21 protein-coding genes are annotated in these 23,945 nt (G+C 59.4%); 19 read left to right on the forward strand and 2 right to left on the reverse strand.

Annotated features, from left to right (window positions below; translation table 11 throughout):
• Positions 1 to 396: 396 nt before the first annotated feature.
• The 4 genes from rho (at position 397) to AB8E48_RS02925 (ending at position 6,262) form a co-directional block, all read left to right on the forward strand.
• Entirely contained in the window at positions 397 to 2,565 is a 2,169-nt protein-coding gene (gene rho, locus AB8E48_RS02910) for a transcription termination factor Rho (protein ID WP_368885703.1), read from the forward strand.
• A gap of 139 nt (positions 2,566 to 2,704) precedes the next feature.
• Positions 2,705 to 3,787, forward strand: a complete 1,083-nt coding sequence (gene prfA, locus AB8E48_RS02915; protein WP_049337341.1) for a peptide chain release factor 1 — start codon at positions 2,705 to 2,707, stop codon at positions 3,785 to 3,787.
• Positions 3,788 to 3,972: 185 nt separating this feature from the next.
• Positions 3,973 to 4,881 carry a peptide chain release factor N(5)-glutamine methyltransferase gene (gene prmC / locus AB8E48_RS02920; RefSeq protein WP_368885704.1) on the forward strand — a complete coding sequence of 303 codons (909 nt, stop codon included), beginning with the start codon at positions 3,973 to 3,975 and terminating at the stop codon, positions 4,879 to 4,881.
• Between the two features lie 169 nt (positions 4,882 to 5,050).
• Positions 5,051 to 6,262: an L-threonylcarbamoyladenylate synthase gene (locus tag AB8E48_RS02925; RefSeq protein ID WP_368885705.1), complete on the forward strand. Its 1,212-nt coding sequence runs from the start codon at positions 5,051 to 5,053 to the stop codon at positions 6,260 to 6,262.
• A 146-nt stretch (positions 6,263 to 6,408) separates the two neighbouring features.
• Here AB8E48_RS02925 and AB8E48_RS02930 read toward each other — a convergent pair whose 3' ends face one another.
• On the reverse strand, positions 6,409 to 7,410 hold the full coding sequence (locus tag AB8E48_RS02930) for an NAD-dependent epimerase/dehydratase family protein (protein ID WP_070634426.1): 1,002 nt from the start codon (positions 7,408 to 7,410) through the stop codon (positions 6,409 to 6,411).
• A gap of 429 nt (positions 7,411 to 7,839) precedes the next feature.
• On the opposite strand from AB8E48_RS02930, the gene AB8E48_RS02935 reads away from it, so the two are divergent.
• The 13 genes from AB8E48_RS02935 to AB8E48_RS02995 all read left to right on the forward strand — a co-directional run bounded on the left by AB8E48_RS02935 (position 7,840) and on the right by AB8E48_RS02995 (position 21,441).
• Positions 7,840 to 9,801, forward strand: a complete 1,962-nt coding sequence (locus tag AB8E48_RS02935) for a glycosyltransferase family 2 protein (protein WP_368885706.1) — start codon at positions 7,840 to 7,842, stop codon at positions 9,799 to 9,801.
• Entirely contained in the window at positions 9,801 to 11,759 is a 1,959-nt protein-coding gene (locus AB8E48_RS02940) for a polysaccharide biosynthesis protein (protein WP_368885707.1), read from the forward strand. The genes AB8E48_RS02935 and AB8E48_RS02940 overlap by 1 nt, the downstream gene beginning before the upstream one ends.
• 255 nt (positions 11,760 to 12,014) lie before the next feature.
• Positions 12,015 to 13,304, forward strand: coding sequence for a glycosyltransferase family 4 protein (locus tag AB8E48_RS02945; RefSeq protein WP_368885708.1), 1,290 nt, complete (start codon positions 12,015 to 12,017; stop codon positions 13,302 to 13,304).
• Complete coding sequence (locus AB8E48_RS02950; RefSeq protein WP_053087930.1) at positions 13,304 to 13,870, forward strand: hypothetical protein; 567 nt, start codon at positions 13,304 to 13,306, stop codon at positions 13,868 to 13,870. Before AB8E48_RS02945 ends, AB8E48_RS02950 begins: the two co-directional genes overlap by 1 nt.
• Positions 13,871 to 13,898: 28 nt before the next feature.
• A complete protein-coding gene (locus tag AB8E48_RS02955) occupies positions 13,899 to 14,159 on the forward strand; it encodes a hypothetical protein (RefSeq protein WP_049347487.1) in 261 nt (86 codons plus the stop codon).
• Positions 14,160 to 14,271: 112 nt separating this feature from the next.
• A complete protein-coding gene (gene atpB, locus AB8E48_RS02960) occupies positions 14,272 to 15,063 on the forward strand; it encodes a F0F1 ATP synthase subunit A (RefSeq protein ID WP_049347485.1) in 792 nt (263 codons plus the stop codon).
• Positions 15,064 to 15,206: 143 nt separating this feature from the next.
• A complete protein-coding gene (gene atpE, locus AB8E48_RS02965) occupies positions 15,207 to 15,410 on the forward strand; it encodes an ATP synthase F0 subunit C (RefSeq protein WP_005506461.1) in 204 nt (67 codons plus the stop codon).
• 51 nt (positions 15,411 to 15,461) lie between these two features.
• Positions 15,462 to 16,019, forward strand: coding sequence for a F0F1 ATP synthase subunit B (locus AB8E48_RS02970; protein WP_049326923.1), 558 nt, complete (start codon positions 15,462 to 15,464; stop codon positions 16,017 to 16,019).
• On the forward strand, positions 16,019 to 16,831 hold the full coding sequence (locus tag AB8E48_RS02975) for a F0F1 ATP synthase subunit delta (protein WP_070675079.1): 813 nt from the start codon (positions 16,019 to 16,021) through the stop codon (positions 16,829 to 16,831). The genes AB8E48_RS02970 and AB8E48_RS02975 overlap by 1 nt, the downstream gene beginning before the upstream one ends.
• A gap of 187 nt (positions 16,832 to 17,018) precedes the next feature.
• Complete coding sequence (atpA, locus tag AB8E48_RS02980) at positions 17,019 to 18,644, forward strand: F0F1 ATP synthase subunit alpha (protein WP_308561255.1); 1,626 nt, start codon at positions 17,019 to 17,021, stop codon at positions 18,642 to 18,644.
• A 75-nt stretch (positions 18,645 to 18,719) separates the two neighbouring features.
• Entirely contained in the window at positions 18,720 to 19,661 is a 942-nt protein-coding gene (locus AB8E48_RS02985; protein ID WP_297605273.1) for a F0F1 ATP synthase subunit gamma, read from the forward strand.
• Between the two features lie 56 nt (positions 19,662 to 19,717).
• Positions 19,718 to 21,181, forward strand: a complete 1,464-nt coding sequence (gene atpD / locus AB8E48_RS02990) for a F0F1 ATP synthase subunit beta (protein ID WP_005507810.1) — start codon at positions 19,718 to 19,720, stop codon at positions 21,179 to 21,181.
• A gap of 2 nt (positions 21,182 to 21,183) precedes the next feature.
• Positions 21,184 to 21,441 carry a F0F1 ATP synthase subunit epsilon gene (locus AB8E48_RS02995; RefSeq protein ID WP_049340652.1) on the forward strand — a complete coding sequence of 86 codons (258 nt, stop codon included), beginning with the start codon at positions 21,184 to 21,186 and terminating at the stop codon, positions 21,439 to 21,441.
• A gap of 261 nt (positions 21,442 to 21,702) precedes the next feature.
• Here AB8E48_RS02995 and nucS read toward each other — a convergent pair whose 3' ends face one another.
• Complete coding sequence (gene nucS / locus AB8E48_RS03000) at positions 21,703 to 22,416, reverse strand: endonuclease NucS (RefSeq protein ID WP_005506450.1); 714 nt, start codon at positions 22,414 to 22,416, stop codon at positions 21,703 to 21,705.
• Between the two features lie 247 nt (positions 22,417 to 22,663).
• On the opposite strand from nucS, the gene AB8E48_RS03005 reads away from it, so the two are divergent.
• Positions 22,664 to 22,990 carry an ATP/GTP-binding protein gene (locus AB8E48_RS03005; protein WP_080975040.1) on the forward strand — a complete coding sequence of 109 codons (327 nt, stop codon included), beginning with the start codon at positions 22,664 to 22,666 and terminating at the stop codon, positions 22,988 to 22,990.
• A gap of 84 nt (positions 22,991 to 23,074) precedes the next feature.
• The gene (locus AB8E48_RS03010; protein ID WP_368885709.1) at positions 23,075 to 23,893 is read left to right on the forward strand and encodes an alpha/beta hydrolase; all 819 of its coding nucleotides are present in this window, start codon (positions 23,075 to 23,077) and stop codon (positions 23,891 to 23,893) included.
• The last annotated feature ends 52 nt before the right edge of the window (positions 23,894 to 23,945 follow it).

Genomic DNA, 23,945 nt, shown 5'->3' on the forward strand with positions numbered 1-23,945 from the left:
GTGGGAGCCGGTAGGGTTCGGGGGAGTGCCTTTGGATTCCACGTCTTTCTTTGTTTCTGACGCATAGGGGGAGACTTTTCTGGGGGTTCGGTTTCGCGGCGGGTGCCCTTTCAAAGTGACCATTCCATCCTCTTCATCTCGTGTAGATGGTTCTTAGAGATGATGGTTTGGGCTTGCCCACATTTGTGATAGAGCGCCTTATCTTCCGTGTGTGCTCGCTGTGTCTGAATCAGCGGGTACGGTAAGAGACGCGAACCGCCTCCAGTGCGGTTCGAGGGAGTCGAAGGTGCAGACTGCTGTTTTCTTTCGGCAGTGTCTAAACCTTTGACCGCGCTATAGCGCCCGCCCGATCTTTATTCTGAAGATTTTCAGGGCTTATAACCAAAGGAATTGTAGTTGGCAAAGAATATTGTTGTCACCGATGAGTACGGTACGGCTGCTGCCGCACCGGAACTTGCGAACTTGAAGGTCGCGCAGCTGCGTGTCCTCGCCCAGCAGCTTGGTATCCGCGGCTACCTGAAGTTGAAGAAGGCTGAGCTGGTTCAGGCCCTTGAGGAGCACCAGCGTGGCGGCGCCGTAGCCGCTCCTGCTGCGTCCAAGTCTGAAGCACCTGCGGAGGCTCCTTCTGCTGAATCTGCTGATGCTCCCGCCGCTGAGAAGGCTGAGGAGTCTAAGCCTCGCCGTACTCGCCGTACCCGTGCCCAGAAGGATGCTGAGGCGAAGGCGGAGAAGGCTGAGAAGACCGAGAACACTGAGTCTGCTGAGGCACCCGCTGAGGGTGCTGAGAAGGCTGAAAAGCCTGAGAAGCGTACCCGTTCTTCCCGTTATGAGACTCCCGCTCAGAAGCGTGCGCGCGCTCGCCGTGCCGCTGAGAGTGAGGACGTATCGGCTGAGAAGTCCGAGAAGACTGAAAAGGCTGAGAAGGGCGAGAAGGCTGAGAAGCGTACCCGCCGCACCCGCACCCGTAAGGATGAGAAGCCTGCTGAGCTTCCTCCGCTGGATGTGCGTGCTGAGCTGGCTGCTGAGCGTATTGGTGAGCGTTCGGAGCAGGTTGACCTGCCCGGTAACTCGGCTGAGCTGAAGGCTGCTACCGCTGACGGCACCGCGAGCCTGGACAGCCTGAACGCTGCCCTGGACATGACTTTTGGTACCCCTGATGGTGAGAAGAGCTCGAAGCGTACCCGCACCCGTGAGCGTCGCCGCGACCAGGATGGTGAGCGTACCGAGCGCCGCACTAAGCGTGACCGCCAGGCGGAGCGCGCAGAGCGCAATGCTGAGCGTAGTGAACGTGCCGAGCGTAAGGCTGCTGAGCGCGCAGAGCGTGCCGAGCGTACTGAGCGCCGTTCCAAGCGTGACCGTCAGGCTGAGCGTGCTGAAAAGCAGGCTCGCCGCCGCGAGGAGAACGAGCCTCGCCTGAGCGAAGACGATGTGCTGGCACCGATTTCGGGTGTGCTGGACATCCTCGATAACTACGCTTTCGTGCGTACCACCGGCTACCTGCCCGGCACCAACGACGTGTACGTTTCCCTGGCTCAGGTGAAGAAGTACAACCTGCGTAAGGGTGACCACGTGCTCGGTGCGATTCGCGTACCGCGCGAGGGTGAGTCGAACAACCGCCAGCGTTTCAACGCGCTGGTTCAGGTTGAGGCGATTAACGGTCAGACCGTTGAAGAGGCAGCGAACCGCCGCGTGTTCTCGAAGCTGACTCCGCTGTACCCCAAGGAGCGTCTGCGCCTGGAGACCACCCCGAAGAAGCTGGGTACCCGCGTGGTGGACCTGGTGTCCCCGATTGGTAAGGGTCAGCGTGGTCTGATTGTGTCCCCGCCGAAGGCGGGTAAGACCCTCATGCTGCAGTCCATTGCGAACGCGATTACCGTGAACAACCCGGACGTGTACCTGATGATGGTCCTGGTGGATGAGCGTCCTGAAGAAGTGACCGATATGCAGCGCACCGTCAAGGGCGAGGTTATTGCCTCGACCTTCGACCGCCCCGCTGAGGACCACACCACTGTGGCTGAGCTGGCTATTGAGCGTGCAAAGCGTATGGTGGAGCTCGGCTACGATGTGGTCGTACTGCTGGACTCCATGACCCGCCTGGGTCGCGCATACAACCTGGCTGCTCCGGCATCCGGTCGTATCCTGTCCGGTGGTGTGGATTCTGCCGCACTGTACCCGCCGAAGAAGTTCTTCGGCGCTGCCCGCAACATTGAAGAGGGCGGCTCGCTGACCATTCTGGCTACCGCCCTGGTTGAGACCGGCTCGAAGATGGACGAAGTGATCTTCGAAGAGTTCAAGGGCACCGGTAACATGGAGCTGCGTCTGTCCCGTCAGCTGGCGGATAAGCGTATTTTCCCGGCGGTTGATATTAACGCTTCTGGTACTCGCCGCGAGGAGAACCTGCTTTCCCCGGATGAGATCAAGATTATGTGGGGTCTGCGCCGTGCCCTGGCGGGTATGGAGCCCGAGCAGGCTCTGGGCGTTCTGACCAACCAGCTGCGTAAGACTGAAAGCAACGTGGAGTTCCTTCTGACGGTTCAGAAGAACGGTCTGCGTCTGGTCGACTAAGGCTCGTATCTCACGCGCCCCACCTCCTCTTGTGGGTGGGGCGCGTGAGCCGTTCGTTTTGTGCATCCCGCTGTGAGGGATGAGAAATCTAGTGCCTGCCCGTGCGGCGTAAAGTGCGGGAGATGGAAGAGAGAACAGAATGTTTGAATCTATTCAGGTTCTGCTGGATGAGCACGCTGACCTGCAGAATCAGCTGGCGGACCCCGCCGTGCAGGCGAACCAGGGTAAGGCACGCCGTGTGGGCCGCCGATACGCGGAGCTGACCGGTATTGTGACTGCGTACAACAAGTACACTTCGCTGAAGGATGACCTTGAGGCTGCTCGCGAGATGGCTGATGAGGATCCGGACTTCGCGGCGGAGATTCCCGGCCTGGAGGAGGAGCTGGAGGTTGCTCAGGAGAAGCTGCGCCGCCTGCTGATTCCGCGTGACCCGGATGATGGCCGTAACGTCATTCTTGAGGTGAAGGCTGGTGCCGGTGGCGACGAGGCTGCTCTGTTCGCTGGTGACCTGCTGCGCATGTACATGCGTTACGCTGAGAACAAGGGCTGGAAGACTGAGATTATTTCCTCGACCAGCACCGATGTTGGCGGTTACAAGGATGCCCAGATTGCTATTAAGGGCTCCTCGAACGAGCCTGCTGAGGGCGTGTGGGCGCATCTGAAGTATGAGGGTGGCGTGCACCGTGTGCAGCGTGTTCCGGCGACCGAGTCTCAGGGCCGTATTCACACCTCCGCTGCTGGTGTGCTGGTGTTCCCCGAGGTGGACGAGCCCGAGGAAATCGAGATTAACCAGAACGACCTGAAGATTGACGTGTACCGTTCTTCGGGCCCCGGTGGCCAGTCGGTGAACACCACCGACTCGGCGGTGCGTATTACCCACCTGCCCACCGGTATTGTGGTGGCGATGCAGAATGAGAAGTCTCAGCTGCAGAACCGTGAAGCCGCGATGCGCGTGCTGCGTGCGCGACTGCTGGCTCACCAGCAGGAGCAGATTGACGCTGAGAACGCGGCACACCGTGCTTCGCAGGTGCGTACCATGGACCGTTCGGAGCGCATCCGTACCTACAACTTCCCGGAGAACCGCATTGCGGATCACCGTACCGGCTACAAGGCGTACAACCTGGACGCTGTGCTGAATGGTGACCTGGAGCCTGTGGTTCAGTCCGCTATTGAGATGGATGAGGCGCACCGCCTCGCTCAGGTGGGCCAGGAGCAGAAGTAACCCCGTACAGAAGTAGTTCCGCGCAGAGGTAATGCTGACAGAAGTAGGTTCTGTATTTGCTTTTGCTGATTCTTCGGAATCGGCGTGAGATGTTGGTGAGGGGCTCGCCGCTGCGGCGGTGGAGCCCCTCACCTGTATGCGGTGAAAGTTAGGGACTTGCCGTCGAAAGACGAGGAGGAGAGCTCATGAAGGTGAATGTGCACGACCCGCGCGGAGAAGAGCTCGCGCAGGTACTCGCGCGCGCCATCGCGGCACTAGCTCAGGTGCCCAGCCCCCGCGTGGACGCCGAGCTACTCGCCGCGCACCTGCTCTACGACGGCTCACGCTCACGCCTACAGCACGCCGCACTCATGGGGGAGCGACTCACCCCCGCACAGGTCGCAGAGTACGAGGCGCTGGTCGCCCGCCGCGCCTCCCGCGAGCCGCTACAGCACATCACCGGCTCCGCTCCCTTCTACCGTCTAGAACTAGCAGTCGGACCGGGCGTATTCGTACCCCGCCCCGAGACGGAACTGCTCGTCGAAGAAGCCCTCAAAGTGCTGAGCGCACGCGCCGACACTGCACCCGGTGGGCTGCGCATCGTCGACCTGTGCACGGGTTCCGGCGCCATCGCCGCGGCGGTTAAGAGCGAACTACCGGACGCGCAGGTGTTCGCGGTGGAGCTCTCCGAGGACGCCATCCCCTACACCCGCAAGAACCTGGAGCCGCTCGGCGTGCACCTGGTGCAGGGGGATGCCCTCACCGCTCTGTCCGAGCTCGCCGGAACCTTCGACGCGGTGCTCTCCAACCCTCCGTACATTCCGCCGGCGAACGTACCCGCTGACCCGGAAGCCGCCGTACACGACCCTGACATGGCGCTGTACGGCGGGGGAGATGACGGCATGCAGATGCCCTCCGCAATCGCCGCCCGCGCCTTCGACCTTCTTGCCCCCGGCGGCCTGTTCATCATGGAGCACGACGACACCCAGGAAGAAGCCGTAGCCGAACTGTTGGCAAGCATCGGTTTCGAGGGCTGCTACCCGGTGCGTGACCTGAATAATCGCCCGCGGCATAGCGTCGGTTATAAACCGCGCCCACTAGAGCCTTTAAACTAGTAGATGCACCACCTAGCCCACGCCGGGCTACATGAAGGCAACGCGTCCGCCTCAGCAACCAGCTCAGAGCCGGCAAAATATGGTGAACGCTCGGAAGAACGCTTCCACATGGCGCGTTGTGGATGCCGGCGCCTCGCCGCATCCAGAAAAACATGAGAGAATAAGACCCGTGACTGCAAAGCTGTACCCCGTAACGACTGAAACTGAGACCCGCGAGGCCATTGAAGCTGCCCGCGAGGCGCTGAAGGCGCACGACACGATTGTGATGCCCACCGATACCGTCTACGGTATTGCCGCCGATGCTTTCTCGCATCAGGGCGTTGCCAAGCTGCTGGCAGATAAGGGCCGCGACCGCACCATGCCGCCGCCCGTGCTGATCTTTGACCTTGCTGCGCTCGCCGGCGTGGTGGATGACGTTCCGGACGATATTTACGACCTGGGCGGCCGCTTCTGGCCCGGCGCGCTGACTCTTATTCTTCACGCGTACCCGTCGCTGAGCTGGGATTTGGGTGAGACCCGCGGTACCGTCGCCGTGCGTGTTCCCGATGACGAGTTTGCCCTGAAGCTGCTGACCGAGCACGGCCCGCTGGCGGTTTCGAGCGCGAACAAGACCGGCCAGGAAGCCGCACTGGACGCGCAGACCGCCATGGAATCCCTGGGTGAGGATGTCGCCGTGGTGATTGACGGCGGCGCTCGTCCTAAGCCGATTGAGTCTGAGCCGAATGAGGACGGCGTGGTCGTGGTGACTGAACGTGACCCGGCACCGTCCACGATTCTGGATTGCACCTCCTTCCCCTACGTGGTGGTTCGTGAGGGCGCGATTCCGGTGGAGGAACTGCGTGAGGTTGTTCCGTCGATTCTGACTCGTGCGGAGGCTGATGCCCAGGCGGCTCGTAAGGTTGAGGAAGCAGAGGCTGCTTCTTCCGCGTCGTCTGAGTCGGCTCCTTCTGAGCGTGCTCTGGACGATCAGGCTGACCTGGATGAGGCGTATGAGCAGTGGGACAGCACCCATACCGTGAGCGGTGAGCCTGCTCGTCGCGCTTCTGCACCGGCTGCTGGTTCTGTTGCGGCGTCCCTGCTGGGCGCTACGTCGGCTCTGTCTTCTGCGTTCAGCACTGGCGTGGATCAGGAGCGTGCGCGCGGTTATCGCGATAACACTCCGAAGCCGGTTCGTGCAGATGAGCCGCAGACCCTGCCTGTGCCTGCTGATACTGCTCGTGCTCTGGTCTTTGGCGAGTCGAAGATTGAGGTTGCTGCTAAGAGCGCACCCGCTCAGAGCGAGGCAAAGGCGGCAGAAGCTAAGGCTGAAGACGCTGACCATGAGGCAAAGACCGAGCCTGCAAAGACCGAGCAGAAGGATGCCCCGGAGGATCACCTCTAAACCTCTACGCGTGTAAGAGTCCGGCGCATAAAAACGTATAGGGAACCCCCGATATATCGTTTAGATATATCGGGGGTTCCCTTTTGCTATGAGTCTTACAGATTGCGTGCCCCTAGGTTGTGCGTCTCTACAGGCACGTGCGCAATCTACTTCTTGTCGAAGCGACGGTCCTTCTTCTTGCCCAGCGCGGTGTGGGCGTTGCGCAGTACTTCGCGTACGCGCGGGGTGGGCAGAAGGTTGTTGTCGCGTGCCCAGGAGTCGTCAATGCCCTGGCCGAACCACATGACCTCGACCTTGCGCACGGAGCCTGCGAACTTGTCGTTCATCAGCTCTGAGACGGTGTAGCCTGCCTTGACGGCTGCGCGGCAGAGCCATTCGGGCAGGTGGAGCGGCTTGCGGCGGCCTGCATCGAGCGTTGCGGAGGCGACGGTTGCGCCTTCCCAGGGCTGCAACACGATGGTGGGTAGCTCGCCGGGGAAGGTGCCGAGCATGACCACGAATTCTGCGAGGGCGTGCACGCTGGAGACGGGCGACTTGCCGGTGCCTGCACCCGCGACGGATGCGAAGGGGGAGGATGCCATCTTGGCGAAGAGTTCGGTGGTGCGGCGGCCGCGGCCCTGCACGCTGGTTGCGCGCAGGATGCACAGTTCGGGTGCGCTGTCGGGGTGCTCTTCGAGGAAGTAGTCCTGCAGGTCGAGCAGTGCTTCTTCGCCGAGTGCCTTGGAGAAGGAATATGCGCTGAACGGGTTGGTCTCTTCGGAGGCATCCAGCACGAGGCGCGGGCCCTGTACGGCTGCGGAGGAGAGGTGGATGACGCGGCGCACGCCGGTGCGCTGTGCGGCAATTGCGATCACTGCGGGTAGCAGGGCGTTTGCGCCGACGAGCGGGGGTAGGTCCTGCATGTTGGGTGCTGCGAGGCCCGCTGCGTTGACAACGACCTGTGCGCCGGCGAAGGCTTCTGCGAGGGAGTCGATGATGCCTTCAAGCTGGTCTGCTTCGTCGATGATGCTGTCTACGTCGAGGGCGCGGGTTGCGAGTCGAGGTGCCTCAATGGGGTCGACGCTGATACCTTCTGCGTTCAGTCGCGCGACGATGGAGGAACCAACGAAGCCGCTGGCGCCAATGACTTTCCACTTGGATTCGGACATCTCTTTTACCTCTCACGAGCCCGCGTACGTTGCGGGGAATTATGGGGTCATTTCAACTTTCCCATATTTGAACAGTTTATGGGGAATTTGTGGGGTTTTATTCGGTCTCTGGTCGTTTTTTCGCACGGGGTGCACAGCGCAAACACAGGCTGTGAAGCTGATAGCTTGATTGATGCCCAAAAGCGGGTGTGCGGGTACGTCCGCTATACGGATAAATCAACTGAATTCGGTTGTTTATTTGTCATAAAAGGCGTCTTTTGGGGTGACAGTTCACCCTCTAGTGGAGACCACAGGTAGAATGTTTTCTTTGAGTGATATATCCACACGGTTGAATACCGGGGGCGTGAGAAACACCAAGAGCGCCCTTATCGGCACGGGTATATTGCGTATCGGCTGATTCAGGCGCATCGCGCCGTGGAGGGAGAACTTATGGCAGAAAAGTACAGCGACGTGACCGCTTTTGCCCAGCCTTCTTCCAAACAGTCTTCTTACGATTCTTTGAACGAGTACCCCCGCACGGTTGCCGTGGTGGTGACCTATAACCGCGAGGACCTGCTGCCGAAGACCCTTGCTGGTATCGCCTCGGGTGAGCGCGTGCCTGCAGCGGTGGTGATCGTTGATAACGCTTCCACGGACGGCACAGCCGAGTACCTGCGCACCCTGGACTATGAGCTGCCGGTGGATTGCATCCGCCTGGAGAAGAACATGGGTGGCGCTGGCGGTTTCGCGGTGGGTATTGACCGTGCCCTGGAGCGCCACAACCCGGACCTGGTGTGGGTCATGGATGATGACACCGAGCCGACCGAGAACACCCTGTCGGAGGCGGTTGCCGCCTGGCTGAACTATTCGCCGGTGCCTTCGCAACGCCCCGCGGTGGTTGCGTCCCGTGTGGTGTGGACGAACGGTGAGGACCACCCGATGAATACTCCGCGCACGATGTTTGCGGCGGGGGAGCAGCGTCATGCTCGTGCGCAGGCTGTGGGTGCCCGACCGATTCGTAGCGCCTCGTTCGTGTCGATTCTGATGGATGCGCAGGCGATTCGCCGCAACGGTGGCCTGCCCATTGCTGAGTTCTTCATTTGGAATGACGATTTCGAGTTTTCGACCCGCCTGATTCATCACCGCGACGGCATTGCGGTACCGTCCTCTGTGGCTAAGCATCACACGAAGACGTTCGGTACGACGAATGCCGACCCGGGCCCGCGTTTCTATAACGATGTGCGCAATAAGCTGTGGGTTTTCACCCGTTCGCGTACCTTGAACCCGCTGGAGAAGCTGCTCTATGGTGGCTCGTCGGCGCGTCTGTGGATTTCTACTGTGCTGCGCACTGATGACCGCCGCACCTACCTGGGATATTTCCTCAACGGTGTGCGTGACGGTTTGCGGGCACCCACCCCGAACCGCCAGGTGCTTGAGGGTATTTACCCGCTGACTTTCCCCGGCCGCTACGGCGTGCCGGCTACTGCTAGCGCCGTTGAGTCTGAGAAGGCGCGCGGTTGCGTGAGCTCTGCACCCGATTTCTCGGTGCTGATGAGCGTGTACGCGAAGGAGAACCCCGCCTACCTGGATCAGGCATTGGAGTCGAATCTGCTGAACCAGACGGTGCGTCCTTCCGAGCTGGTTTTGGTGAAGGACGGTCCGCTGACCCCCGAGCTGGATGCCGTGGTGGGCCGCTGGGTTCAGCGTGCCGAGAACCTGGATTGCCCGCCGATTCAGGTTGTGGAGCTGGCTCAGAATGTTGGTTTGGCGGAGGCGCTGAATGCCGGTCTGCAGGCGTGCTCCTACGAGCTGGTGGCCCGCGCTGATTCTGATGACCTATCGGAGCCGACTCGTTTTGCGCGTCTGATTCCTGCCCTGGTTGAGGGCGGCTATACGGTGCTGGGCTCTGCCATGCTTGAGGTGAACGAAAGCAATACGGCGGTGGAGTCGACCCGCGAGGCGATTGTTGACTCCGAGCGTCTGCTCAGCGCGATGGATTCGCGCAACCCGATTTACCACCCGTCGGTGGCGTTCGTGAAGAGTGCCGTGCAGCAGCTGGGCGGTTACGAGTTCGTGCCCGGCGCTGAGGACTGGTGGCTGTGGATGCGTCTGCGCGATGCCGGCTACCGTCTGGGCAATATCCCCGAGGCGCTGGTGCGTTACCGCGTGGGTGCGGGCGCGTACACAAAGCGCGGGGGAGTGGACGCCTGGTTGCAGGATCTGGCGATTCAGCGTCGCCTGTACACCGGTCACGGTATTTCTAAGCTTCAGTGGGCTCAGAACATGGCGGTGCGTAGCGTGTACCGTTTTGTGCCTGAGCAGGCGCGCCGTTCGGCGTTCCGTGCGTTGTCGTCGTTGACGGCTCGCGCTTCTTCTCGTTCTTCTGGTACCGCATCTGAAGGAGGCATGTAGTGGCTCAGTTGAAACCTCACGCCCATGTGGTGATGAAGAAGGCGGCTCAGCGTGGCACGCTGGTGACGGAGGGCGACTCCGGCACAATGCTGGTGAACCGCCTGTACGAGCGTAAGCCGTGGTGGCTGATTGCGCAGGCTCTGATTGATTCGAGCGCGTGGCTGCTGGCGGTTCTGTTCGCGTACATGCTCCGCTATAGTGTGCTGCTCAGTAACGGTTCGGTGTTCGATATTATTCACCCGGCGTCGTTGACGATGACCGCAACTTTGGCTGTGGTGTTGCACCTGGTCATTGGTTTGGCGGGCGTGAAGATTTATAACGGCGTGTACTCTTATGGCTCGTTTGACGAGTCGTGGCGTGCCGGTGCGGCTGCTTTGAGCGCGGGCGCGGCGTTGACCATTTTCTCCTTTGTGGATGAGCTGCTGGGCCTGCCTCATATTCCGCATAGTGTGCCTGCGATTGCGGCGGCGTTTAGCCTGATTATGATGGCGGGCGCTCGCATGGCGAAGCGCGTCTATACTGAGCGCGGCGCGGTGCGTGAGCTGACCGGTGAGCCTGTGATTGTGTACGGTGCTGGCTTTATTGGCGGCATGGTTATGGATTCGATGCTGCACGATGAGGAGGCGAAGCTTCGCCCGGTTGCTGTGTTTGACGATGACCAGCTGAAGGCTGGTACGAAGTTCCACGGCATTTCGGTGATTACGACCTACCGTGAGCTGGAGCAGGCGATTCGTGAGTCGGGTACCCGTAAGATTCTGGTGACGATTTCGGATATGTCGGAGGATTACTTCGAGTCCTTCTGCAACCGCATGCGTAAACTTAAGGTTGAGGTTCAGCGTATTAGCAGCGCGAATGCCCGCCTGATGGGTGAGCGTCTGATTACCGCGAGCGATAACGACCTGATGCGCGTGATTCGTGGCGAGATTAACTACGATATTGACCGCGATATTCTGCGTTCGTACCTGCACGGTAAGCGCGTGCTGGTCACCGGTGCGGGCGGTTCGATTGGTTCGGAGCTGTGCCGTCAGATTAGCGAGTTTGGCCCTGAGACTCTCATGATGCTTGATCATGATGAGACTCTTCTGATGGAGACGAAGGTTTCGATTACTCACGAGTCGAGTCTGGATGATGACCGCATTATTCTGGCTGATATTCGTGAGGGCGATAACCTGCTGGAGATTTTCCGTGACCGTCGCCCCGAGGTGGTGTTCCACGCTGCGGCTTTGAAGCATGTGTCGGCGCTGGAGGCGTACCCGCAGGAAGCATGGAAGACGAACTCTCTGGGTACTCTGAACGTGTTGCGTGCCGCGGAGGCGGTGGGCGTGAAGACCTTCGTGAACGTTTCGACCGATAAGGCGGCGGATCCGAAGACTGCGCTGGGTCAGTCCAAGCGCGTGGCGGAGCGTCTGACCGCGTACTTTGGCGAGAAGACCGGCAACACCTACGTGTCGGTTCGTTTCGGTAACGTGTTTGGTTCGCGCGGTTCGATTAAGCCGCTCTTTACGAAGCAGATTCTTTCGGGTGGTCCGATTACCCTGACGGATAAGCGTGCGACCCGTTACTTCATGCTGATTACCGATGCCTGCCTGCTGGTGATGCTTGCCGGTGCAATTGGTCGCCCGGGCGAGGTCATGGTGCTGGATATGGGCCAGCCAGTCAAGATCCTGGATGTTGCGAAGGCGATGCGCCAGGCGTATGAGCGGTATGACGTGGAGATCAAGGAGATTGGTCTTCGCAAGGGTGAGAAGCTGGATGAGACTCTCTTCGGCGGTACCGAGAAGCTGGTGCCGAGCGAGGAGAACCGGTATATTTCCCGGTCGAGTGCCCCGGCACTTGACCCTGATGAGCTCGATTATGAGCGGTGGATTCAGAATTATCGGGAGCACAGCGGCTATGAGCGTCATGGCCTGGAGCGTGCCCCTGATCCGCGTACTTTGGCGGATGCGCAGACGTTCTAATCTTTACGGAAATGACACCGGATGCTGCACTTGCGTGGCGGGTGCGGTATCCGGTGTTTTCTCTTTCTCGGGTGTAGAACATTTCAGGACGCAGAATATGCAGAACGTATGGAGAGAATCTGTAATGTTTAGTCCCGGGCTACTGAAGAGTTCTATAGAATACGAAGTAAACACACACTATACGCACACATCGTCCCTCAGCCGCGATTCTGGAGCTTGCGTCCAGGGGAGCGGCGCCAATGCCTTGGAGCTGGTATGACCTCCTTTTCTGAGCTGTTGAGTATTTTTGCTCTTGCTTTTGTTTTGGGTGCCCTTTTGCCGTTTGCGGTGCGCCCGATTTTGCATCGCTACAACATGGTGGATGTTCCTAATGAGCGTTCTTCGCATACCGCTCCGACGTACCGCGGTATGGGGTTGGCGACTGCGGCCGCGACCTTTGTGGCGTTTGTGGTGGCTACCCTGTTCGGCTGGACGTACCGTTCTGCTGAGTCTTTGCAGCTGGCGGTGACGATTGCCGCAGCGATTCTGTGCGCTCTTGCCCTGGGCTGGCTTGAGGATATTCGCGGCGTGAGCATTGTGCGTCGTGCGGGCCTGCAGCTGGTGATTGGCGTACTGGTGAGCGTGAGCTTTGCGACGGTGCAGGGCACGAACATTCTGCTGCTGATTCTGGGCGCGATTTTTGTTGCCGGCTACATTAACGTGGCGAATTTTATGGACGGCATTAACGGTATTTCTGGTGCTCACGGTCTGGTGGCTGGTTTGGCGTATGCGCTGACCGGTTGGATGGTGAACCTTCCGTGGCTGGCTTTGGCTGGTGTGGCTGTTGCCGGTGCTTTTGCGGCGTTCCTGCCGTGGAATGTGCGCCCTGGTAAGAACGTGTTTTTGGGCGATGCGGGTTCTTATGTTTTGGGCGCGGCGCTGGGCACGTTGGCTGTGGGCGCGTGGTTTGCGGATGTTCCGTTCCTGTTGGCTTTTGCTCCGCTGATGACGTATCTGGCGGACGCGGGTACGACTCTGTTCCGTCGTTTTATGGCGGGGGAGCAGTGGTACAAGCCGCACCGTACTCACACTTATCAGCGTCTGACGGATGTTGGTTTCAGCCACCTTGGTTCGACCGCCGTGGTGACCGGTACGACCATTCTGGTGTGGGTGCTGCTGGCGTTTGCCTCTGATTTGTTTGCTTCGGGCGCCGTGCTGGCGGCTGTTGGTGTGGTTCTTGTGGCTCTTGCCGTGCTGGTGGTGTACCTGCGTATGCCGCAGCTCTTTGGCGGTGAGGCACCTACTTCTGCGATTGACCTGTCGAAGCGCTTTGCGGCGGATTCGAAGGGTTCGGCGCCGAAGGCGAAGTCGGCAACTGCAGAGCCTGCTACCGGCTCTTTGACCTCGGCGACTGGCGTTCCGGCGACTCCTGAGAACGTAGAGCCGACCTCGCTGCATCCGGAGCCGATCATGCCGGATTCCGTGAAAGACCGTGCAGATAGCTCTTCTGCTGCTCGCTCCTCTGTTCAGCCTTCTTCTCATCGCAACCGTGGGGAGAAACACTAATGGCTTCTGAGCAGCCTAAATCTCAGGCTCCTGCAGAGCCTCTCTGGAGGCGCGTGGTGGACGTTCTGTGGTATCCGCCGGCGGAGCGCAATAAGCAGCAGAAACGCCGCCGAGAGCGTGCTCAAGCAGGTTTGAAGGCCTCTTCTTTCGAGAGTCAAGAGCTTTCCTGGAAATTTTTGTTCTACAGGGTATCGGCTTACTCTCTGCTGGCTTGGTTGGGCGGTATGATGAGTGCGTACCTGTTTGCGGGCCCCGTGGGCGCGCTAGGAATAACATTGGGCTTTCTGATAATCTATATATGCTTCACTCTGGGCGTATTGGTTATGTTGGTTGCTCCCATTTTCGACTGGGGTGTACCCAAATCGCTGGTGGTGAGCTACCTCGTGAAGATTGCTCTGCTCGGTCTGGTATTGATGTTTGTGCCGTTCCCCGAGAATCTGAGGCACGGTTGGACTCTCGCAGGCGCATGTACCGGCGTGATTCTGTGGATTGTTATTGAAACAGTTAGCATCGCACGACTGAGAATTTTGTACTTCGACACCGACTCGGAAGACCATGGTCGGTAACACGATCGGTGTTTGAAAGGAAAAACGTTTGGCCGAAGAGAAGAAGTGGTGGGACGGAGATAAAAAGCTCCGCACCACCGGAGAATTGGTATCTGACGGAGGTCTCTCCGGTGCAGTCATGTCGATTCTCTATCTGATCATCGGTGTAGCAGTGTGGGGAGGCATCGGTTACCTCGGTGACCTGGTCTTCTCCACCACCTGGCTGGTGTGGGTTGGCGTCTTGATTGGCGCTATTGGAGGTTTGACCCTCGTCTTTACCCACATGACCAGGCAGAATAAAGACCGTTAGGTCATTGAACGCGGACCGCCAGGTCACACATTCATCCATGTAGTTAGCATGTCAGTCGTTTATAGGCAGACATGGGCTCTTGATAGCCACTAGTAGCAAGAAAGGACTTGCTTTGATCGAGAACGGGTTGATCCTCGCGGAAGCCTATGTGCCGCCGACCCCCGAAGACATGCATCTGCCACCCTTCTTCACCATTGGTGATTTCGCTTTCGGTAAGCAGAACGTACTGATTCTGCTGTCCGTGGTGATTATCGCGGTCTTCTTCCTCACCGCAGCACGTAAGCGCGCCATGGTTCCCGGCAAGACTCAGTTCATCGCTGAGTCCGGCTACATGTTTGCTCGTAACTCCCTCGGTAAGGAAACCCTGGGCGTACAGCACTACAAGCCGTTCGTGCCGATTCTGTTCGCCTCCTTCTTCTTCGTTCTGGTGAACAACCTCTACGGTTCGATTCCGTTTGTTCAGTTGCCCACCTTCTCGCACCCCGGTAGCGCCTACGCGCTGGCTGGCGTAGCGTACCTGACCTGGGTTGGCGTTGGTATCAAGCGCAAGGGCCTGGGCGGCTTCTTCAAGGACATCACCATGCCCTCGGGTCTGCCGGTGTGGATTTACCCCATCCTGATCCCGATCGAGTTCTTCTCGAACCTGCTGATTCGTCCCGCAACTCACGCGCTACGTCTCTTCGCGACCATGTTCGGTGGTCACCTGGCGCTGATGGTTGCATCCAGCATGGTGACCTACATGGTTGAGACCCTGGGTGGTATCGGCTACCTGGCTGCTATTGCTCCCGGTGCTCTGGGCCTGTTCCTGTACTTCCTGGAATTCATGATTCAGTGCATCCAGGCTTATGTGTTCGCTCTGCTGCTGGCTGTGTACCTGCAGGGCTCGGTTTCCGAGGGACACTAAACTCTCTAGTTTTTTAGGTTTTCGCGTTCGTCATTGGGCGTGAATAAAGCAACCCACACGTTCACTGTGCGGGCTATTAACTCAAATCAAACTCTGTTCGGTCCGGGTATGTTCCCGGTCGAACACTGTTGAAAGGAAAAATAATGGTTGGTTCCATCACTGCGGTTGGCTACGGTCTGGCAGCTATTGGCGGCGGCATCGGCGTGGGTCTGATCTTCGCGGCATACATGACCAGCGTTGCTCGTCAGCCCGAGTCCCAGAAGACCCTGCAGCCCATGCTGTTCCTGGGCTTCGCACTGGTCGAGGCGCTGGCAATTCTGGGCCTGGTTCTCGTCTTCATCAAGTAACCGGCTCTGCCACATCCTAAACGACCCATCCCATAGAACAGGATTCCCTCCATGATTTATCTGGCAAGCGAAGGGGGAGCGGAGGCAACTTCGAACCCCCTGATTCCCGACGTCGGGGAAATTGTCATTACCCTCATCGGATTCCTGATCCTCTACTACATCGTTGCTAAGTACGTTGTCCCGGCGTTCGAGAAGATCTACCAGGACCGTAAGGAAGCAATCGAAGGTGGCCTTGCCAAGGCCGAGAAGGCACAGGCAGAGGCTGCAGCGGCTCGCGATGAGTACACCCAGCAGCTCGAAAGCGCTCGACTGGAGGCTCAGAAGATTCGTGAAGAGGCACGCGCAGAGGGCGAGGCAATCATTGCCGATGCTCGCGAGCGTGCAACCGCTGAGGCTCAGCGCATTAGCGATAATGCAGCAAAGGCTATCGAGGCAGAGCGTGCGGCAGCAGCAGTGTCCCTCCGTTCCGAGGTTGGCACTCTTGCTACGACCCTTGCCGGCAAGATTGTGGGCGAAGCCCTCAACGATGATGAGCGATCGGCCCGTGTGGTAGATCGTTTTCTTGCTGACCTTGAAACCGAGAAGCAGAACGCAGGTGCGGCTCGGTAATGGCAGGAGTATCTACTGAATCACTGAGCAAGGTGGAAGAGGTGCTGGAAGCTCACGCTTCCCTGCAGCCCCTGAACCTGGCGAGCGAGCTTTTCGCTGTGGTTGATGTTCTCGACCACAACGGCACCCTGCGCCGTGCTGTCACCGATTCTTCGCGTGATGCAGCAGCACGTCAGGGTATCGCTAACACCGTCTTCGGCGGCAAGATCTCTTCTCAGGCTATGGCTGTGTTCACCAATGCGGTGGCTCAGCGCTGGTCTGATGATGCTGATCTGGCGAATGCCCTGGAGCGTGCAGCAGTGCTCGCCGTGACCGCATCGGCTCAGTCTCGCGGTGGCGTGGATGCCCTGGACGAGGTTCTCAACGAACTACTCACCTTTGTGCGTACCGTTGATTCCAACGCTCAGGCGCAGGAAGCGCTGTCCGACCATCAGGCAAGCAAAGAAGCAAAGAAGAAGCTCGCCGTGGCGCTCGGTGGCCCCGCCACCACCGCCGAAGGTGTGCTTCTGCTCGAACGAGTTGGCTCCAACCCCCGCGGCCGTCACGCTGCGCGGGTAGCCGATGAGTTCGCAGAAATCATCGTCACGCGACAGAACCGTTACATTGCGCGAGTAACTAGCGCGATTGCGCTGTCGCAGGCACAGCTTGAACGTCTCGGTCGCGCGCTCAACGCCGTGTACGGCCGTGAGCTGAAGCTCGACGTTTCGGTGGACCCCGCCGTTCTGGGCGGTCTGCGTGTTCAGGTGGGCGACGAGGTGATCGACGGTACCGTCGAGACCCGCATGTCCGATCTGACTCGTTCCATCGGCTAGCGGCTCAAGCTAGCGACGCTGAACCGTTCGTCGCAACGGTGATTTAGAAGATACCTCGGGTAGCGGGTGCGTGGCTGATGCCTCCTTCGCAGAAGCGGCGGCATTGCCCGCCCGTTCAACCCGAATTGCAAGTTTCGGTTGGTTCCGTTGACGGAACGCAACCACAATGAGAGAGCAGGGACACAAGATGGCCGAACTGACCATCAATGCCGACGATGTCCGTAATGCGCTGAACGAGTTTGCAGCGTCTTACGAACCCGGCAATGCAGAACGTGTTGAGGTGGGTCGAGTTGTATCGGCCTCCGACGGTATCGCTCGTGTCGAGGGTCTTCCCTCGGTTATGGCGAATGAGCTGCTTCGTTTCGAAGACGGCACCCTCGGCCTCGCACAGAACCTGGATACCCGCAATATTGGTGTGATCGTCCTGGGCGACTTCACCGGTATTGAAGAGGGCCAGGTCGTACACCGCACCGGTGAGGTCCTCTCGGTGCCCGTTGGCGACGCGTACCTCGGTCGCGTTGTTGACCCCCTCGGTAACCCGATCGATGACCTGGGCCCCATTGAGGCTGAAGGTCGCCGCGCACTGGAGCTGCAGGCTCCCGGCGTGACCCAGCGTAAGTCGGTTCACGAGCCGCTGCAGACCGGTCTGAAGGCAATCGACTCGATGATTCCGATCGGTCGCGGTCAGCGTCAGCTGATCATTGGTGACCGCCAGACCGGTAAGACCGCTATTGCGATCGACACCATTTTGAACCAGAAGGACAACTGGGCTTCGGGTGACCCCGACAAGCAGGTTCGATGCGTCTACGTGGCTGTTGGCCAGAAGGCATCCACCATTGCAGCTGTCCGCCACACCCTTGAGACTCGCGGCGCGCTGGAGTACACCACCATCGTGGCATCTCCCGCATCCGACGCAGCAGGCTTCAAGTACCTGGCACCCTACACCGGTTCGGCTATCGGCCAGCACTGGATGTACGGTGGCAAGCACGTCCTCATCATCTTCGACGACCTGTCGAAGCAGGCAGAAGCATACCGCGCTGTGTCCCTGCTGCTGCGCCGCCCGCCGGGACGTGAAGCATACCCCGGTGACGTCTTCTACCTGCACTCCCGCCTGCTGGAGCGTTGCGCTAAGCTCTCCGACGACCTGGGCGCAGGCTCGATGACCGGCTTCCCGATCATTGAGACCAAGGCAAACGACGTTTCCGCCTTCATTCCGACCAACGTCATCTCCATTACTGACGGCCAGATCTTCCTGCAGTCCGACCTGTTCAACGCTAACCAGCGTCCGGCAGTCGACGTCGGTATCTCCGTCTCCCGTGTTGGTGGTGCCGCACAGACCAAGGCTATGAAGAAGGTCTCCGGTACCCTGAAGCTGGAGCTGGCACAGTACCGTGCTATGGAAGCGTTCGCAATGTTCGCATCCGACCTGGACGACGCAACCAAGGCACAGCTGACCCGCGGTTCTCGCCTGACCGAGCTGCTGCGTCAGCCGCAGTACACCCCGTACGCAGTTGAAGAGCAGGTTGTCTCCATTTGGGCTGGTACCTCCGGTCACCTCGACGACATTGAGGTTTCCGACGTGCTGCGCTTCGAGGAAGGCTTCATCGAGTACCTGCGTCACAAGACCTCGGTACTGACCGATATCGCTTCCTCCGGCAAGCTTGAGGATGACACCGTTGCCGCGCTGAAGACCGCAGTTGCTGACTTCAAGCAGGGTTTCAAGTCTGAGGGCAGCAGCCACCTCGTCGACGCAGGTCACGAGGAGCACAAGGCAGCTCGCGATAGCGACATCACTCAGGAAACCATCGGTTAGCGATTAGTCCTCGCCTTCTCCCCGCCTCAGCTATGAGGCTGGGGCGGGGCAGAAAGCAAGGAGAAAGGAAGCTCTATGGGAGCCCAGATTAGGGTTTACCGACAGAAGATTGCTTCGACGTCGTCTATGAAGAAGATCTTCAAGGCGATGGAGATGATCGCGACCTCCCGCATTAACAAGGCTCGTAACGCTGCTCAGGCAGCCGGCCCCTACGCGAACGCTCTGACCCGCGTGGTGACTGCGGTTGCGACTCAGCATGGCATCAAGCACCCGCTGATTCACAAGCCGCACGAGTTCGGAACCTACGAACACCGCCGCTCCGCAATCCTGGTTGTCACCAGCGACCGCGGCCTGGCAGGTTCGTACTCCTCCGCTATCCTGCGTCGTACCGAATCTCTGATTGAGAGGCTGCGCTCTAACGGCCAGGAGGTACAGCTGTACCTGGTTGGCCGTAAGGCAAAGGCTTACTTCGAGTTCCGTGAGCGCCCCTACGCCCGTGCGTGGGAGGGCCACACCGATGCACCTCGCGTCGAAACTGCCGTCGAGATTCGTGACGCGCTGCTCGAAGCCTACGAACTGCCCTTCGAAGAGGGCGGCGTGGACGAACTGCACATCGTGTACACCGAGTTCAAGTCGATGGTTGTTCAGGAACCCAAGATCCTGCGTCTGCTGCCCATCCACGTGGGTGACGCAAAGGCTATGGGCGAGGAAATCGTTCCCGATCAGGAACTGACCAAGGCTGAGTACGAGCAGGCGGCATCCTTCGAGTTCGAGCCCTCCGCCGAGGAAGTGCTCAACGCGCTGTTGCCGCGCTACATTGCATCGCGTATCTTCTCCTGCCTCCTGCAGGCAGCAGCAAGTGAGCTGGCATCCCGCCAGCGCGCAATGAAGACCGCAGGTGACAACGCTGAGACGCTGATTACCAAGTACACCCGTTTGATGAACAACGCACGTCAGGCGGAAATTACTCAGGAGCTCTCCGAAATCGTGGGCGGCGCAGACGCCCTCGGCTCCTAGTACTTGTACGCCAACGAAGCCATCAACTGTCCAAACTTTCTAAGTAAGTGAGAAATATGACTGCCACCTACAACGAATCGGTCTCCGCACCGACTCAGGGCGCAACGGGTCGTATTGCCCGCGTCATCGGCCCCGTGGTCGACGTCGAGTTCCCCGCCGGTCAGGTCCCCGAGATTTACAACGCTCTGACCACCGAGCTGACCCTCGACGGCCGTACCCGCACTATCACCTTCGAGACCGCACAGCACCTGGGCGACTCGATCGTTCGCGCTATCTCCCTGCAGCAGACTGACGGCCTGGTCCGCGGTCAGGCTGTAGTCGACACCGGCGCACCGATCTCCGTCCCCGTTGGTGACGGCGTGAAGGGCCACATTTTCAACGTTCTCGGTGACGCACTCGACGTGCCGAACTCCGAGATCAAGGCTGACACCTACTGGCCGATCCACCGTGCCGCTCCCGGCTTCGCAGAGCTGGAAGGCTCCACCGAAATGCTGGAGACCGGTATTAAGTCCATCGACCTTCTGACCCCCTACATCAAGGGCGGTAAGATTGGTCTGTTCGGTGGTGCAGGCGTGGGTAAGACCGTGCTGATCCAGGAAATGATTACCCGTGTGGCTCGTAACTTCGGTGGTACCTCCGTGTTCACCGGTGTTGGCGAGCGTACCCGTGAGGGTAACGACCTGTGGGTCGAAATGGAAGAAGCAGGCGTTCTGAAGGACACCGCTCTTGTGTTCGGCCAGATGGATGAGCCCCCGGGAACCCGTCTGCGCGTGGCACTGACCGGTCTGACCATGGCGGAGTACTTCCGCGATGTTCAGAACCAGGACGTGCTGCTGTTCATCGACAACATCTTCCGTTTCACTCAGGCAGGTTCTGAGGTTTCCACCCTGCTGGGCCGTATGCCCTCCGCAGTGGGTTACCAGCCGAACCTGGCGGACGAAATGGGTCTGTTGCAGGAGCGTATTACCTCCACCCGCGGTCACTCCATCACCTCCATGCAGGCAATTTACGTGCCTGCGGATGACTACACCGACCCGGCGCCGGCAACCACCTTCGCGCACCTGGATGCGACCACCGAGCTTTCTCGTGAAATCGCATCGCGCGGTCTGTACCCGGCAATTGACCCGCTGTCCTCCACCTCCCGAATTCTGGACGCACAGTACATCGGTCAGGAGCACTACGACACCGCTATTCGCGTGAAGGCTATTCTGCAGGAAAACAAGGAACTGCAGGACATCATCGCGATTCTGGGTGTGGACGAGCTCTCCGAGGAGCAGAAGATCGTCGTGGCACGTGCACGTCGTATCGAGCAGTTCCTCTCCCAGAACACCTACACTGCAAAGCAGTTCACCGGTGTCGAGGGTTCGACCGTTCCGCTGAAGGATACCATCGAGTCCTTCCAGATGATCTGCAACGGCGATGTCGACCACATCCCCGAGCAGGCGTTCTACAACATTGGTGGTATGGACGACGTTATGCGCCGCTACGAGGAAATCAAGGCACAGACTGGAGCTAAGTAATCATGGCTCTGAAAGTTGAAGTTGTTTCCCGCGAACGCGTCGTGTGGACTGGCGAAGCGAAGTACGTTCGTGCACGCTCCGTCAGCGGTGACCTCGGCATCCTGCCGGGCATGATCCCCACCTGCACGCTGCTGGCACAGGACGGCGAGCTGCTCATTGAACCCGTTGATGGTGAGCCCATTAAGACCATCCTCAACGCAGGTTTCTTGACCGTCTCGAACGATCACGTGACCATCGTTGCAAAGCACGCACAGATCTAAAGCTGGTTCCCCTCAGCGGGAATTAGCCACTGTGTACACCTCGCCGGTGTTCCACCCTGAAAGGGGAGGGGCACCGGCGATTGGTGTATCCGGGGGTAGATTGTTTACGCAGAACGAGAGTGTGCACAGAAAGAACGCGTGCGCCGAAAGAGCGCGGGCAGAAAGATGATGGGCTGAAAAGGGGCGCCTCCCATGGTCGGGAGGCGCCCCTCAAGCTATGTGCAGCTGCTTAGCCTAGAGCCGTTTAGAACAGACGGTCAGCTAGAACAGACGGTCAGCGGAGTCGTCCACGCCGCGCATCGCATCGTAGTCCAGGCTCACGCAGCGGATACCGCGGTCCTCAGCCAGGGTACGTGCCTGCGGCTTAATCGTCTGTGCCGCAAATACGCCGCGCACCGGTGCCAGCAGCGGGTCACGGTTGAGCAACTCCAGGTAACGGGTCAGCTGCTCCACACCGTCAATATCGCCCACACGCTTGAGCTCAACCGCCACGGAGACGCCGTGCGCATCCTTCGCCATGATGTCTACCGGACCGATAGCGGTCGGGTACTCGCGGCGCACCAGCGAATAGCCCTCACCGAGAGTGTGGATCTGCTCTGCGAGCAGACGCTGCAGATCAGCCTCCACACCGTCCTTGATGAGGCCGGGATCAACACCCAGGTCGGTGGCGTGCTCGTGCTCAATCTTGTAGATGCGAATCATGAGGCGGTCATCGCTCTTAGCTGCCTGAACGGTCCACAGCTGCTGAACATCGGACTCTAGGTCCTCACGGATGCTCTGCGGAACGTCCTCACGCTCAGCTACCAGCAGGGAGCAGGGAGGGCTCATCCAGTTCAGGGGCTTGTAGGAACCGCCGTCGGAGTGAATGAGGACGGAGCCGTCATTCTTGACCATCAGCAGGCGGGTAGCGCGGGGCAGGTGGGCGCGGAGGCGGCCCTCATAATCTACGGAGCATTCAGCAATGACAATACGCATCCGTCCACTCTAGCAGGTACGAGTGTTTGGCTCTAGCAGGTGAGGGTATGAGCTAGGGAACCTGAGCTTGGTACAGGTCGCGGTACGGGGGCACAGTAGGGAAGTACGGCACAGTAGGGAGGTGCGGCACAGAGCGGGGGAGTACCGCCTCAGCATGAGTACCACGCCAGTATGAGGAAGAGCGCAGAGCGAACAGCGGCAGGGTAGGTAGATAGAGATAGCTGAGCAGCGCGGTAGAATAGGGCTCATGGCACGTAAGAATCATCCCGGCAGGCGAGTATCCGGCACCACCAGCGATAAGTGGCACCGTCAAGCACCCGCAGGGCGTGATATCAGCAGGATCCTCGACCCTGCACCTCGACTGGAACGTGACCGATACGGTGACTGGCTGGTGCAATACATTCCCGCCGTCAACGCCCAAAAAACCTACACCTGCCCCGAATGCTACCGCTCGATTCCGCCCAGAACAGCGCACCTGGTGGTGTGGCAGGAAAGCCACACGATGGGCCGTAGCCGCGCCATTGATGAGCGCAGGCACTGGCATCAGCATTGCTGGCGCACCCGCCGCAAATAGGCTGAACACTGCACTTAAGGTGCAGCCTAAGACTACATTCTTGACCAAAACCACATTCTCGAATCCATTTCTTGAAGGAACGCAATGAGCAACACCGCCGATATCACCCGCGCGCAGGAATTTGATCCCGCCCGCTACGTCTTCAGCACCGCCGCTGAGCCCACCCCCATTAAGGCACGTACTGTGCTTCCGGCACGCCGTGAGAACTTTACCGTCACCACTGCGGACGGCAAGCGCCTCGTCGGTGAACTCGCCCTGCCCGAAGGCGAAGTCAAGGCAACCCTGGTGACCTTCCACCCGCTACCCACCCACGGCGGCTACATGGACTCGCACGTGTACAAGAAGGCGTCCTTCCGCCTGCCGGCGCTGTCGAACATTGCGGTGCTGCGTTTCAACACTCGCGGCACCTCCTCGATTCGCGGCACCAGCGAAGGCGTCTTTGACGGCGGCTTTGCCGAGAAGAAGGACTTCGACGCAATCCTGAAGTTCGTACGCGAGCGCGCCCTGCCGAACCCCTGGCTGGTCGGCTGGTCCTTCGGCACCGAGCTGGTGCTCAAGTACGCACCCGAATACGCGAACGAGTTCACCGGCGCTATTCTGCTCTCCCCGCCGCTGCACCGCGTGCACCCGGCTGAGCTGGATGAGTGGAACAAGATCTCGAACCCGCTGTACGCGCTGGTGCCCGAGCACGACGACTACCTGCAGCCTCCGGCGGCGCGTGAGCGTTTCGCGGCTGTACCGCGTACTCAGGTTCTTCCCTTCGAGGGTTGCAAGCACCTGTGGGTGGGCGAGAAGTCCGTGCAGCAGGTCCTGAACACTATTGTCAGCATCGTGACCGGTGTGCCCACTGAACTGCCCACCGAGTACAACGGCCCGGTGGCAGAAGAAATTACTGAGCTCTAAAGGCTTGGTATAAAACGTAAAGGCGGCGGCTTTGGATAGAACATCCAAAGCC

The sequence above is a fragment of the Rothia mucilaginosa genome (genome assembly GCF_964211445.1).
GTDB lineage: Bacteria > Actinomycetota > Actinomycetes > Actinomycetales > Micrococcaceae > Rothia > Rothia mucilaginosa_E.

Excerpts from the sequence above, each read along its gene's own strand:
- AB8E48_RS03010 (WP_368885709.1), top strand. The coding sequence starts at position 23,075 with ATGAGCAACACCGCCGATATCACCCGCGCGCAGGAATTTGATCCCGCC.
- AB8E48_RS02995 (WP_049340652.1), top strand. The coding sequence starts at position 21,184 with ATGGCTCTGAAAGTTGAAGTTGTTTCCCGCGAACGCGTCGTGTGGACT.
- AB8E48_RS02950 (WP_053087930.1), top strand. The coding sequence starts at position 13,304 with ATGGCTTCTGAGCAGCCTAAATCTCAGGCTCCTGCAGAGCCTCTCTGG.
- AB8E48_RS02985 (WP_297605273.1), top strand. The coding sequence starts at position 18,720 with ATGGGAGCCCAGATTAGGGTTTACCGACAGAAGATTGCTTCGACGTCG.
- AB8E48_RS02945 (WP_368885708.1), top strand. The coding sequence starts at position 12,015 with ATGACCTCCTTTTCTGAGCTGTTGAGTATTTTTGCTCTTGCTTTTGTT.
- prmC (WP_368885704.1), top strand. The coding sequence starts at position 3,973 with ATGAAGGTGAATGTGCACGACCCGCGCGGAGAAGAGCTCGCGCAGGTA.
- atpE (WP_005506461.1), top strand. The coding sequence starts at position 15,207 with ATGGTTGGTTCCATCACTGCGGTTGGCTACGGTCTGGCAGCTATTGGC.
- nucS (WP_005506450.1), bottom strand. The coding sequence starts at position 22,416 with ATGCGTATTGTCATTGCTGAATGCTCCGTAGATTATGAGGGCCGCCTC.
- AB8E48_RS02930 (WP_070634426.1), bottom strand. The coding sequence starts at position 7,410 with ATGTCCGAATCCAAGTGGAAAGTCATTGGCGCCAGCGGCTTCGTTGGT.
- atpD (WP_005507810.1), top strand. The coding sequence starts at position 19,718 with ATGACTGCCACCTACAACGAATCGGTCTCCGCACCGACTCAGGGCGCA.
- prfA (WP_049337341.1), top strand. The coding sequence starts at position 2,705 with ATGTTTGAATCTATTCAGGTTCTGCTGGATGAGCACGCTGACCTGCAG.
- AB8E48_RS03005 (WP_080975040.1), top strand. The coding sequence starts at position 22,664 with ATGGCACGTAAGAATCATCCCGGCAGGCGAGTATCCGGCACCACCAGC.
- AB8E48_RS02970 (WP_049326923.1), top strand. The coding sequence starts at position 15,462 with ATGATTTATCTGGCAAGCGAAGGGGGAGCGGAGGCAACTTCGAACCCC.
- AB8E48_RS02935 (WP_368885706.1), top strand. The coding sequence starts at position 7,840 with ATGGCAGAAAAGTACAGCGACGTGACCGCTTTTGCCCAGCCTTCTTCC.
- atpA (WP_308561255.1), top strand. The coding sequence starts at position 17,019 with ATGGCCGAACTGACCATCAATGCCGACGATGTCCGTAATGCGCTGAAC.
- AB8E48_RS02975 (WP_070675079.1), top strand. The coding sequence starts at position 16,019 with ATGGCAGGAGTATCTACTGAATCACTGAGCAAGGTGGAAGAGGTGCTG.